Origin of the sequence: Anabaena sp. UHCC 0451, assembly GCF_034931405.1 — a bacterium.
Lineage (GTDB): Bacteria > Cyanobacteriota > Cyanobacteriia > Cyanobacteriales > Nostocaceae > RDYJ01.
The window spans coordinates 1-13,408 of the sequence record NZ_JAYGHA010000046.1 but is presented as its reverse complement, the minus strand read 5'-3'; the positions used below and the strand labels follow the sequence as shown (position 1 = coordinate 13,408).

The window sequence follows — 13,408 nt, the reverse complement described above, 5'->3', positions numbered from 1 at the left end:
AGTAGCCTGATTATTTTTATTTGGCTTCTTAGCCAAGTTACAGAGCTACTGAAAAATTTAGGGTGATGTGTGAATTCCTGCTGATATGATCAGCCCAAGTACCTCTATATATGGTGATCCACATTAATTTTAGAGGTCATGGTTGTCACAGATATTTATTGAATGTGATTTTACAGCACTTTTAACCATCATTCGCCATTAGAAATAAAAGTATTTTATTTTTTGGCGCTACTGTAACGGTGGAATTTTCAGCCACCTTTACAAATCAGGCGAGTTCTACTCCAAAAAAGTCGTAGATACAATAAATTGCAGGTTTTTCACTTTCAGTGCTTGCCTTTTTTGCTCTTGAGTTGTAGGTTTGTACCCACTTGTCATCTTCAGCTTAGGAAAGCATAGTATTTGCTTATGGTCTTACAGACATACACCCTTTTGTCCAGCCAATAGAGACAAGAAACTTTATGTCTCTACATTACGAATAAACAAAGCAGTAGCAGCCGCACTTGTAATGCGTTTGGTACTGGTTTTGTGAGTTCGTAATTTTCTATTAAATACTATCATGGAATAATAATAGCAAAATATTTGTTTAATTTAAAATACAACTTACAAATTAATTTTTTTTCACATCACTGGAGTTTGTAGCAAGAAAAAGCAGTAGAGATTTTCTGCTGGCTGTATGCTCTGATGAGTAGAGAGTCAAAGGTTTTATAAAAATTTATATAATTTAGGTCAGCCGTTGTGAGTGAGTGACTTAAATCCTGGTTTTCTTGATGGAGATGAGACAAAAAGCAGTAGGGATTTTTCGCCCAGTTTATTAGTATCAGGGAAAATCTCTCAGATTACTCTCTACTTCTGTCTGGGGGAAGAATCAATTTACCACATATATCCCCTGCTTGATAGCCACAACCAAATAATTATCTGCCGCTTTAACACTTCTATATATTTGAAAAATTTTTACTTCGCTATTGCTTGAAGACTGTTTACAAATATGACTTGACTAAAGAAGTGTCAAGTGTAGAGGATAAAGTAGTTAAGAGTAGATGTCTCCCTGATTGTCAGGGAAAACCCCAAAATATTTTCAAAATTAACTTCCATCGCTGTAGGGCTGAAAAATGCCTTAGTTCAGCTTTCAGCCTTTAGTTGAGTTCAGCTGCTGTATGATTTTTGTGGAAGGTAAGGCAATTTTAAGAATTGGGTTGGTAATATATGGAAGTTATTTTTAAGATTATTCGCCAGCAGCCAAACTCTGCCCCTATCGTACAAACTTATCCTTTGCAGGTAGAACCAGGTAATACAATCCTTGATTGCCTGAATCGGATTAAGTGGGAACAAGATGGAACTTTAGCATTTCGCAAAAATTGCCGCAATACCATTTGTGGCAGCTGTGCTATGAGAATTAATGGCCGTTCAGCTTTAGCTTGCAAGGAAAATGTGGGTAGTGAACTGGCTAGACTACAAAAAATTTCATCACCGAAAAACCATCATCATCCTATTCACGAAATTACGATCGCTCCTTTGGGTAATATGCCCGTGATTAAGGATTTGGTCGTGGATATGAGCAGTTTTTGGGACAATTTAGAAGCAGTTACACCTTATGTAAGTACAGCAGCGCGACAAGTACCAGAAAAAGAATTTCTGCAAACACCACAAGAGCGATCGCTTTTGGATCAAACTGGTAACTGTATTATGTGCGGTGCTTGTTATTCAGAATGCAATGCTCGTGAAGTGAATCCAGAATTTGTGGGTCCCCATGCTCTCGCCAAAGCATATCGCATGACAGCAGATTCCCGCGATAGCAACACCGAAAATCGTTTAGAAAAATATAACGCCGGAACTCAAGGAGTTTGGGGTTGTACTCGCTGTTTTTACTGCGACTCCGTTTGTCCAATGGAGGTTGCACCATTAGAACAAATCACCAAAATTAAACAAGAAATTCTTGACCGCAAACAAGCAAGTGACAGCCGTTCAATTCGTCACCGCAAAGTATTGATAGAGTTAGTAAAAACGGGTGGTTGGATTGATGAGCGTCAATTTGGTATCCAAGTAGTTGGTAACTATTTCCGTGATTTAAAAGGTTTACTCAGTCTTGCACCTCTAGGTTTGAGAATGCTTGTCCGGGGTAAATTTCCCCTTTTCTTTGAACCCTCAGAAGGAACAGAACAAGTGCGATCGCTCATCGAATCCGTACAAAAAACCGAATCCTAACACCAAATCTGGGCTTATACCGTTTTACTTGAGAGTTGATACAAATAGGTAACAGTTCAAAACCAATGATTTGTATCAGGCTATTGGGAAAATGGTATAAGTATTATTTTTTATACGTTTCTGGAATTACTATTGTTACAATAAGTCATTATGTAAATTCACACACAATCAGATAAAAAGCTATTTTACCATTTAATTTTTTTCCCAGCTAATACCATTTCTTTATGAGGCTGCGCTTAATTTTGTGACTTGTATTTTCCTCCTCTGCGACCTCTGCGCCTCTGCGGTTAAAACCCTGATAAATTTGGCGCATCTTTATACAGAATTGGTATAAGTTAAAAGTTGAATGTTCAAAATTAATCTTCCTGAGTCCTGTTAATACTTATATTCGCTGCGTTACAAACATTAAATTTAAACTATGAAATCAATATTAGCTTTATTTCAAAATATATTAGCGTCTAATTACTATATGCCCCACGGACATTGCTACCTTTGGCAAACTCCATTAGTAGGATTACATTTAGTTAGTGATGCCTTAATTGCGATCGCCTATTTTTCCATCCCCACAATGCTGATCTATTTTGTCAGCCAGCGGGGTGATATTCCCTTCTCCAAAATTTTTGTTTTATTTGGTGCATTTATTGTCCTGTGCGGTACGGGACATCTCCTCGATATATGGACATTGTGGCATCCAGACTACTGGATTTCTGGGATTGAACGTGCCTTGACTGCCATAGTTTCTTGCTATACCGCTTTACAATTAGTAGAACTGCTACCGCAATTTTTGTCATTGCAAACACCAGAACAGCTACAAGTCATCAACCAGGAATTAGAAAAACAAGTAGCAGAAAGACAACGCACCGAAGAAACCCTCCGCATGATTGTGACTGGAACTGCTTCTGTAACTGGTGACGATTTTTTTCCCGCTTTAGTACAGAACCTAGCCACAGCCTTAGATGTAGCTTATGTGATGGTATCAGAAACGGTGGATAATTCTCTGTCAGCACTGCGAACTCTTGCCCTCTGGTCTGTTGCTGATTTAGTAGAAAACATTGAATATCAATTAGCTGGTACTCCTTGTCAAATCATAGTTGAGGATAAATTACTGCGTTCTTATGCCAATAATTTACAGGATTTGTTTCCTGATGCTCCTTTACTTAAAGAAATGGGCGCACAAAGCTATGTAGGTGTACCCTTGCTAAATATGGATCGGCAGATGATTGGTAATCTTTGTATTATTGATGTTAAACCTTTCCTCACCGATGATCGTACCAAGGCACTTCTGAGTGTTTTTGCCGCTAGGGCTGCTGCCGAACTCCAACGTAAATGGGCAGAAGAAGAAAAGAACCAAGCTTATGAGGATCTGGAATTACGGGTTCAAGGACGCACAGCTGAACTTATATCTACTAATAATGCTCTAGAAAGTGAAATTAGGGAACGTATTGCTGCGGAAGCTTCTATGCGGGTGATGGCAGAACGTGAAAAAGCCATCAACGGCATAATTTTACGAATGCGGCAAACCCTAAATCTAGAATCTATTTTTAATGTCACTACTACTGAATTACGGCAAGCTGTAGGATGCGATCGCGTCCTAATTTACCGCTTCCAAGCAGACTGGAGTGGGGAATTAGTATCTGAGTCTGTCAGTGAGAATTGGAATATGATGCTACCAGCACGGGCAAAAGATCCCAAACTTACCCAGACAGCTGTAGATCAACCCAACTGTGTAACTACTAAACTAAGTAGTATAGAAGTATTGAGCCGTGATACATATTTACAGGACAACAAAGGTGGCAGATTAGGCCAAAAAAACAGCTATTGTTGTATTCATGACATTTACACAGCTGGATTTGATTCCTGCTATCTTGATCTTCTCGAAGAATTACAAGCACGGGCTTACATCATCACCCCCATTTTCTGTAGACAGGAAATTTGGGGTTTATTAGCAGTTTATCAAAATAGCCATCCTCGACAATGGCAAGATGCAGAAATAGGAATTGTTACCCAAATAGGTAATCAGCTGGGGGTGGCTGTACAACAAGCAGAACTATTTGCCCAAACCCAACAACAGGCAGAGGAACTAAAAGTAGCCAAAGAAGCCGCAGATAAGGCTAACCGAGCAAAAAGTGAGTTTTTGGCGAATATGAGTCATGAACTACGCACTCCCCTTAACGCCATTCTTGGCTTTACTCAGTTGATGCAGCAAGATCAATCCTTAAGTATTGACCATCAACGGTATGTGGAAATCATTAATAACAGTGGTGAACATCTGTTAGCACTAATTAATGATGTGCTGGAGATGTCTAAAATTGAAGCGGGAAGAATTACACTCTACGCAACAGAGTTGGATTTACACAAGTTGCTCTCTAGTTTGTTGGCTATGTTGCAACTAAAAGCACAATCAAAGGGTTTACAAATGAGTTTTGATGTTCATCCTTCAGTACCTCAGTACATCAAAACCGATGAAAATAAACTGCGTCAGGTCTTAATCAATCTGCTAGGTAATGCCATTAAATTTACTGAGCAAGGGAGTATAAAACTACGAATCAGAAAGGAGGCAGAAGTTAAAAGCTTATTATCCCTATCTCCCCAATCCTCACCCTATCTTTGCTTTGAGGTGGAAGACACAGGTACTGGCATTGCCCCAGAAGAACTTGGTAATTTATTTCAGGCATTTCAACAAGCACAAGCCGGACAGAAATCTAAAGAAGGTACAGGTTTAGGGCTACGAATTAGTCAGAAATTTGTAGAATTGATGGGTGGTAAAATCACTGTCAGTAGTAAACTAGATCAAGGCAGTTGTTTTCGGTTTAACATTCAGGCTGGTTTAGTTCAAGCAACCCCCAGTGATAACTCAATTACCTTTGATCATGTAGTTGGCATTGCATCGGGTCAGAACTATCGGATTTTGATTGCTGAAGATAATGCTACCAACCGATTGCTACTGAGCCAAGTCCTGAAAAACCTGGGTTTGGAAGTGCGAGAAGCTGAAAATGGACAAGTTGCGATCGCTCTCTGGCAACAATGGCAACCTCATCTAATTTTTATGGATATGCAGATGCCCATCCTTGATGGTTATGCCGCTACTCGACAAATTCGCAGTCGGGAAAAAGAATTTCAGCCTAGACAAAAAGCCAAACCCACAAAAATCATCGCTCTGACCGCAAGTGCCTTTATTGAACAGCGACAGGATACTCTAACTGCTGGCTGTGATGATTTTGTTAGCAAACCATTCCGTCGGGAAGAAATTTTAGCAACTCTATCCCAGCATCTGCAAATTCAATATCTGCATGAATCAACTTCCGAAAGTGCAAATACCACCAATACACTAAATCAGCAACCGGAATTTATGCTTAATACTGTATCTTTAGCGATTATGTCAGAGGAATGGATTGCCCAATTATATTTTGCTGCTGCCCAAGGTAACGATAGCAGATGTATCAACCTCATTAATCAAATTCCACCTGAACATACTTCATTGATAACAGCTTTAAGCAGATTGATTGAAACTTATCAGTTTGATCAATTGATGAGACTGACTCAAGTAAAATAAGAAGGTGACAGAAGTTTTTGAGTAAAAATTCAGCTAAGGCCATAAGATCCCCGACTTCTTTTATTGGTTGTGTTCATAAATGATAAATTGATCTGGTGAAGTCGGGGATCTGGATATAAACGATTGCTATAGCTGAATACTTACGTTTTTGATTTATGATTTTTGCTGGCATAGCCTACCGGAGATAATATTGTGAATTGATTTTTTCCTGTTTCCTCATTTAAAAGAAAATTATGTGCAGTAAAAGCCAAGACAATCAACTTTCACCATCAACCAGCCTGACTAACATTCTCATTGTTGATGATGTTCTCGAAAATATTCGTCTCCTCTCTAGCATTTTAGAGCGTCATGGATATCAGACCCGCAAAGCAATTAGTGGGGGAATGGCTTTAACTACTGTTGCTGCATCTCCACCAAGTCTAATTTTACTGGATATCAGAATGCCTGATCTGAGTGGATATGAAGTTTGTCAACAACTAAAATCCAACCCAAAAACTACTCATATTCCTATCATTTTTTTAAGTGCAGCAGATGATGTTAATGATAGGATACAGGCTTTTCAAGTAGGTGGTGTAGATTATATTACTAAGCCATTTATGATAGAAGAGGTATTGGCAAGGGTTCAAAATCAGTTGACTATTATTCAAGCTCAACAAACAATTTGTGATCTGAATGCAAAGCTAGAAGAACTTACCTGTTTTATCAGAAAAATTCCTAGCTCAATAGATTTAAATAAATCCTCAAGCAATTAATTCACAAACAATAAAAATGACATGATCACACAAGATAAAGCGATTCTGGCCGATATTCTGATTGTCGATGATAAGCTAGAAAATATTAAGTTTTTATCTGATTTTTTATCCAAACATAATTATCAAGTTCGTAAAGCAATCAACGGACAGGCTGCATTAATGGCTGTCAAAACACTTGCCCCCGACTTGATTCTTTTAGACATCAATATGCCAGGAATGGGAGGGTATGAGGTATGCGAATTTTTAAAGAATGATTCCCAAACAAGTTCAATTCCCGTTATTTTTTTGAGTGCTGTTAATGATGTTACCGATAAAGTTAAAGCATTCCAAGTTGGAGGTATTGACTACATTACTAAACCATTTTATTTAGATGAAGTTTTGGCAAGAATTCAGACTCAGTTAAAAATTAAACACCTCCAGCAAGAGTTAGAAAATCGTAATAAACAGCTACAAAATACTCTTTTAGACTTACAAAATACTCAGACTGAACTAATCCAAAAAGAAAAGCTAGTTAACGCAAATCGAATTATGTCCGGCATTTCTCATGAAATTAATAACCCGCTGAGTTTTATTCTTGGTAATATTAGTCCTGCATCTGAATATCGTCAAAAGCTGATTAGTTTAATTAATCTTTATCGACAAGAATTTCCAGATGCAACTCCAGAAATTATAAGTTTTATAGATGAAATTGAATTGGATTTTATTGATGCAGATTTTGTCAAAATTCTTGATTCCATCTACACAGGAGCAGAAAGAATTCGTTCAGTTATTCAAGCTTTGCATATTTTCTCTCGTCTTGATCAGTCAGGTATCAAATCTTTCAATATTAATGAAAATATTGATAACATGATCATGACAATAAGCAATCAAATGGGCTTAAAGAGTTCAGTTAATATAGCAATTTTTAAAGAATTTGAAGATATTCCAGAAGTTAGGGGATATGAAAATTTATTTAATCAAGCCCTATTAAATATTTTACAAAATGCTATTGAGGCACTTGAATTAAAACTAAATTTAAATATTGATAGTTCATTTAAACCGACAATTGGCATCAATTCCAGAACTGGGGTAGAAAATAAAATCAGAATCAGTATTAAAGACAATGGCATAGGTATTCATGAAGAGGATAAGGCTCATATATTTGAGCCATTTTTTACTACTAAATCAGTTAAAAAAGGGGTAGGATTAGGTTTATTTACTAGCTACCAAATCATCACTGGTATTCACAAAGGTAGTCTGATTTATCAAAAATGTCATGAAGGTGGTTCAGAGTTTATCATTGAAATTCCTATATCTTGATATTTCAAGAATTGTAAAGCTCTTCTCGACTTTCTCATAGATTAGAGTGGAAGGTTTAGAATGAATGTAACAGGACTCTCGGCCAAAAATTAGTGACATAGGCATAAAAATTGCTGATTTTTGGCAGAAATGCCATAAACCTTCCTTGGGAAGTTAAAGGAGCAAAAGCTATGCTTAACAAATCAGTCAATTTTGGTATTTTAGGTTTACTAGTCGCTTTATCTCTAACCAATAGCGTACAAGCCCAAGAACACGAACACTCACCATCTACACCTGCTGGTATGACTAATACTATGCGCCAGCAGATGGGTGATCAGCGTTTTATCACTATGATGATTCACCACGACCAAAAAACGCTGAAAATGGCAGATTTAGCGATTCAGAAAGCAAAAAATCCCCAAATCAAAGCATTGGCAACCCAGATAAAAATCGACCAAACCCAGGAAATTGAACAATTACAAGCTTTGTATAAACAGTTGTATGGCTCAGAAGTTCCCGCTAATACAATGAATTGTATGGGAATGGGTCAGGGAATGGGTCAGGGAATGGGTCAGGGAATGGGTGGAATGATGAGTTTAGAATCTTTGGAAAATTCCCCAAATTTTGACCAAGAATTTGTGCAGCGGATGAGTCACCATCAACAAATGTCTGTGAACATGGCCTCAAAAGCTGCGGAAAATGCTAATGTGCTACAAATTCGTAATTTAGCTCAAGCTATTATCAAAACGCAAACTGCCCAAATTCAACAATTGCAGCAGTTGTATCCAGCTAAATCTTAATTTTTTTCACTTTCTTCTTTAAATTTATGACAATCAAACTTACAGTTCCGGGAATGGCTTGTTCTGCGTGTGCCAACAATATTACCAATGCAGTTAAAGCTGTGGATGCTAATGCTAACGTTGAAGCTGACCCTAAAACAAAACTGGTAAATGTAGATACTCAAGCTTCAGAAACTGCAATTAAAGAAGCTTTAGTTGCTGCTGGGTATCCCCCAGCTTAACAGTTAGGGACTGGGGGACTAGTACCGCTTCGCGGAAGTCAAAAGTCAAAAGTCAAAAGTCAAAAATATTAGGTCGTCAGCTTTTTGGCGATTGATAATGGTTGGTTTATTTACGCTGTGCTGTACTGGGTGCAGGTGGAGAAAAATAAATTCTTTCTTTGCATTAAGCAACCTTTAGGTTTAAAAGTTGCTGTGACTATTGGTGGTTTAGGTTTAATTGGATTAGAGTTATAGTTGTTTATCTTCAGAAAATTCTGGCGATTGTAATGAAATACAACTAAGGTTTACTCTTGAAGGTGTAATTTGTTTTACCCTTTAAGAAAACCTCAAGATTAAATTTGAACTATGCAGGATTTCCATAGCACCAGTGCTTTAAACAACTTCCGAAAAGCAGTAGAAGCAGGAGATTTTCTCATTACTGCTGAAGTTGCACCCCCAAAAGGGGGAGATATTACCCATACAATTGAAATGGCGGCGACTCTTAAGGGGAGAGTTCATGCTGTCAATATTACTGATGGTAGCCGTGCTGTGTTGGGGATGTCTTCGTTAGCAGCTTCGGTGATTTTGCTACAAAATGGCATTGAGCCGATTTGCCAAGTTGCTTGTCGCGATCGCAATAGAATAGGATTACAAGCGGATTTAATGGGCGCTCATGCTTTGGGTATCCGCAACATTTTAGCTTTAACCGGCGACCCTGTAAAAGCAGGTGATTATCCTGATGCCAAAGCCGTTTTTGATTTAGAATCTGTGCGGTTATTGCAGTTAATTAGAAACATGAATCAGGGTGTTGATTTTAATCATAAAACCCTCAATGATGGTGCTTTAGATTTATTTGCTGGTGCAGCAGTTGATCCGCAATCTAAAAGTTGGTCAGGTTTACAAAGTCGGTTTGAAAAGAAAATAGAAGCGGGAGCGCAATTTTTTCAAAGTCAATTAATTACAGATTTTGAAAAATTAGAGAAGTTCATGGATCAAATTGCATCGCACTACAATAAACCAATTTTGGCGGGAATTTTTTTGTTGAAATCTGCGAAAAATGCCCAATTTATTAATAGAGTTGTTCCAGGTGTGAATATTCCTGATCATATTATTGATAGGTTAGCAAAAGCGAAACATCCGTTAGAAGAAGGGATGAAAATTGCAGCGGAACAGGTGCAAATGGCGCGGGGTTTGTGTCAGGGTGTGCATCTGATGGCGGTGAAAAAAGAAGATGCGATCGCGCCTATTTTAGATTTAGCAGGGGTGGGGAAAGTTAGTTAACAGGAATAGCGATCGTAGTTATTAGGTTAGGTGCGATCGCTGCCTCCGCAGAAGGGAATTGCACCTATTTTGGATTTAGCAGGGGTGGGAAAGGTTAGTAGTGAAGCCGTGAGGAAATATATTGAAGACCCGCACCACGGATAATACATAAAATACCAAAGCGGTTAAAACTGCTTGGGTCGCTTCCCTCTCAGGGTTAAAGCCGCGCTCGTTTCCCACCTACCAGGTATTCTTAATGATTGTTTAGTAATCATTTTGGGTTTTAGTTCCTCCAAATTCATAATTTTAAATCTGCTATGATACCAGCGATATGTGGGATTTAAGGGGCATTACGCGCACCTGATTTAGCAGCGGATTCATTTTGTAAGCGTAATAACGTATTATATATCTGATTTTTCAAAGCAGTGTTATTTTGAATTTCTACAGTAATTTGATTAAAACGTTCAATAGTTAAACTATGTGCAGCTACTATTTTTTGAGAATCGTTACAATAATTAACTGCTATATCCTTGGCCTGGTTTGGTAGAGAATTCATACTACTGGGGTCGTTACAAACAATTTTAGGAATTTCTTCCCTACCAATCAATTTTTTAATTTCCTCAAACGCTTGTTGACGTTTCGGTTCCATGGCTAACACAGACTGGGCGTAGTTAGTCACTTCTATATTGTTAACTGTCAACGTTTGAGCATCAGCTTTGGCATTTAACCCAAAAGTAGCGAAAATTAAGCTCGCAGTGGTGAGGGTTGCAAATACCCAAGAGTGCGACATCTGATATTTAATTGAATTTCGCAAAAGGACAAAATAATTTTCCTGCATACGATAGATGACACAGAATAATAGTAAAGGTATGATAGTAGATTTGAATTATTTTAGGAAACAGAAGTTCCAGTAAAACCTAGAATTAACTAAATTTTGATAGGGACTGGGACTCTTAAAAGCTTGACGGATTACCTTCTCTGATATACTTGACAAAGTTCAATGACTTTAGTTTGGAGTATTGATCTTTCTGACGCTCCTTGTTTAAGACTAACTTCCAGTTCCAGTAACAAGGGTAAAGATGAAACTAGTTGCTGCACAGAAAGAGATTTGACTTCTTGCTGTAAAAAGTAAATGCGTTTGGGATTATTGATTTCAGCACCTTGAGCGATCGCTTGAGGATTGCGCTCTCCTGCTTCCATCATAATCTTTACCCATAACCAAGTGCGAAACTGACCAATCAAAGTGGCAACAATCCGTAAACCCGGTTCAGCAGCATTAATTAGATCCTCTACAATACCTAACGCTTTATCTATATCTCCTGTTCTAATCTTTGCTGCTAATTGTAAGGTATTTTGAGTAGTGTTCCTGACCAACTGAGTTACAGTCTTCACATCTAAAGGCTTGTTACTACCTGCAATATAAAGCTGTAATTTCTCCATTTCTGTATAGAGAAGCCGTGTATCATTACCTATGGACTCCGCCAACAGTTCCGCAGTCTCAGGAGTTAGTTTCACACCTACCGTTTGAGCAGCTTGATTTACCGCTTGCACCAATAATTCAGTTTTCCAGGGAGGAACAAGTGAAAATTCCCGTAATTCAGCAAACTGTTTCAAAAATTTTGTAGCTTTGAGGCGTTCATCAGGTTTATTGCGGCTAGTAAGCAATAAAAACGAGTCTTCAGGAATTACGGGTAAAGTCCGTTGTAATTCTGATAATACATTTTCTGAACATTGTTGACAGAGATTGGTGTTTATTAACCAAACCAAACGTCCACCAGCCCCAAAAGAAGGTGTCATGACTTGATTTAAAGCCTGAATCACAGCATCCGCTTGATCTGGAGGAAAAGCAGTATAATTAAAACTTGTCCATAAAGGATCGAGAATGCGATCACGCAAAACTGCCACTGCTTTTTCAATGGCAAAATCATCCTCACCCCAGTAAACATAAATTGGCATAAAAATCAAAATAGGGAATGGGGAATCGGGAATATTTATCTTGCTTTTGACTCCTAGAAATCCTGAATCCTGACAAAATAACTTGGTCAAACTGAGTAAATTTCCCTACAATCTATCAAGAGAGCGCGAGGCTAAGAAGATTGGACGACAACTACCAAACCTATTTAAATCGGGTAGCACGCATGACGCTACCAGAATCTTACAGATCCCAGGTTCAGCACATCCAGGAATCTTCTAAATTCAAGCCCGATGCTGGAGTTAGACAGCCAGCACCTTTTCCTGGCTATACGCTGATTACCCCACCAGCCAAAGAAGATACACAAAACGCTGCTTTTTACAGCCAAATCGAGACTTATCAGCGATCGCTGTTAGACTTACCAATCAACTCTGATTTGATTGTACCTCTAACTCCTGCCAGCTTTCATTTAACCTTGGCAGACTTGATATGGGATCATGCTTTTATTCATGCCACTGAAAAAAATCCCCAATTTGCAGAAGAATTAAACTCTTGCTTGGGTGATTTGTTTGCACAGTACCAACAATCAAGAACAAAGGATACTATTTCCATTTCCTGGCAAATGCTGGGACTGATAGTGATGCCAAGGGCCATAGGCGTTTGTTTGATACCCAAAGATGAACGCTGCTACGAGGAAATCATTCAAATCCGGCGGCTGATTTACCAAAACCGTAAGTTAATGGGCTTGGGTATTGAGCAGCATTACCACTTTACAGCCCATATTACACTAGGCTATTTTGGAGAAATACCTCCTGAACTAGACCGGATAAAATTCAGTAACCAGTTGTCAGAATTAAATCAACAATGGTTGTTAAATTTCCCAGAAATTTTAATCCATCGGGCTGAGTTGCGGAAATTTGACAACATGACACATTATTATCGTCAACCAAACTGGACTAGTTTAGATTTCTAATTTGTCAATCTTTAGTTGTCAGTGGTAGGGGTTTAGCAATTTGCTTTACCCGTACTATTTGTTATTTTGAAGATAGATCCCGACTTCTCAAAGAAGTCGGATATCTGGGCATCATTTCTCATAAGTTAATTAAAAAGCAGCACTGATGCAGGGTATGTCAAAAACGGGCAAAAAAGAATTAGTCACTCATCTATCTCATAGAAATAGTATTTTGGACAAACCTGAAACGAGCAGATACTTATTGATTACAGGAAAAAATGCTATGAGTTAACTCTTTTAGCAGATTGATCCACATTTTTATTTCTCACCCAGATAATCTTAAAGTAATTATACTCATCAATGAAATTTTTTGGCTCTTAAACTTGTGAGCAATGGGGTTAAATCTAGATATAGACAACAAAATGCTGAGTTAACAGAAGCCATAAAACCTTGACCACAAAAGGGTTTTGCCCTGATTCGTTGAATAATTATCCTCCTG

General features: G+C 38.1%; 11 protein-coding genes. 9 read left to right on the top strand and 2 right to left on the bottom strand.

Features of this window, described 5'->3' with window-relative positions:
- The first annotated feature begins 1,203 nt into the window (after window positions 1-1,203).
- The 8 genes from VB694_RS23315 to VB694_RS23280 all read left to right on the top strand — a co-directional run bounded on the left by VB694_RS23315 (window position 1,204) and on the right by VB694_RS23280 (window position 10,066).
- Entirely contained in the window at window positions 1,204-2,202 is a 999-nt protein-coding gene (locus VB694_RS23315; protein WP_323362727.1) for a succinate dehydrogenase/fumarate reductase iron-sulfur subunit, read from the top strand.
- A 418-nt stretch (window positions 2,203-2,620) separates the two neighbouring features.
- A complete protein-coding gene (locus VB694_RS23310) occupies window positions 2,621-5,755 on the top strand; it encodes a GAF domain-containing protein (RefSeq protein WP_323362726.1) in 3,135 nt (1,044 codons plus the stop codon).
- 233 nt (window positions 5,756-5,988) lie between these two features.
- Window positions 5,989-6,507: a response regulator gene (locus tag VB694_RS23305; protein WP_323362725.1), complete on the top strand. Its 519-nt coding sequence runs from the start codon at window positions 5,989-5,991 to the stop codon at window positions 6,505-6,507.
- Window positions 6,508-6,528: 21 nt separating this feature from the next.
- Entirely contained in the window at window positions 6,529-7,806 is a 1,278-nt protein-coding gene (locus tag VB694_RS23300; protein ID WP_323362724.1) for a response regulator, read from the top strand.
- Window positions 7,807-7,976: 170 nt separating this feature from the next.
- On the top strand, window positions 7,977-8,585 hold the full coding sequence (locus VB694_RS23295; RefSeq protein ID WP_323362723.1) for a DUF305 domain-containing protein: 609 nt from the start codon (window positions 7,977-7,979) through the stop codon (window positions 8,583-8,585).
- Between the two features lie 26 nt (window positions 8,586-8,611).
- Window positions 8,612-8,806, top strand: a complete 195-nt coding sequence (locus VB694_RS23290; RefSeq protein WP_187038617.1) for a heavy-metal-associated domain-containing protein — start codon at window positions 8,612-8,614, stop codon at window positions 8,804-8,806.
- A gap of 84 nt (window positions 8,807-8,890) precedes the next feature.
- The gene (locus VB694_RS23285) at window positions 8,891-9,040 is read left to right on the top strand and encodes a hypothetical protein (protein ID WP_323362722.1); all 150 of its coding nucleotides are present in this window, start codon (window positions 8,891-8,893) and stop codon (window positions 9,038-9,040) included.
- Between the two features lie 111 nt (window positions 9,041-9,151).
- Window positions 9,152-10,066 (top strand): methylenetetrahydrofolate reductase, encoded by a 915-nt coding sequence (locus VB694_RS23280; protein WP_323362721.1) that lies wholly within the window; start codon window positions 9,152-9,154, stop codon window positions 10,064-10,066.
- Window positions 10,067-10,385: 319 nt separating this feature from the next.
- Here VB694_RS23280 and VB694_RS23275 read toward each other — a convergent pair whose 3' ends face one another.
- Together VB694_RS23275 and holA are read right to left on the bottom strand one after the other, a co-directional pair.
- Window positions 10,386-10,835 carry a DUF4168 domain-containing protein gene (locus tag VB694_RS23275; protein ID WP_323362720.1) on the bottom strand — a complete coding sequence of 150 codons (450 nt, stop codon included), beginning with the start codon at window positions 10,833-10,835 and terminating at the stop codon, window positions 10,386-10,388.
- 179 nt (window positions 10,836-11,014) lie between these two features.
- The gene (gene holA / locus VB694_RS23270; protein WP_323362719.1) at window positions 11,015-12,001 is read right to left on the bottom strand and encodes a DNA polymerase III subunit delta; all 987 of its coding nucleotides are present in this window, start codon (window positions 11,999-12,001) and stop codon (window positions 11,015-11,017) included.
- Window positions 12,002-12,141: 140 nt separating this feature from the next.
- Here holA and VB694_RS23265 point away from each other — a divergent pair, with 140 nt between their 5' ends.
- Window positions 12,142-12,930 carry a DUF1868 domain-containing protein gene (locus VB694_RS23265; protein WP_323362718.1) on the top strand — a complete coding sequence of 263 codons (789 nt, stop codon included), beginning with the start codon at window positions 12,142-12,144 and terminating at the stop codon, window positions 12,928-12,930.
- The last annotated feature ends 478 nt before the right edge of the window (window positions 12,931-13,408 follow it).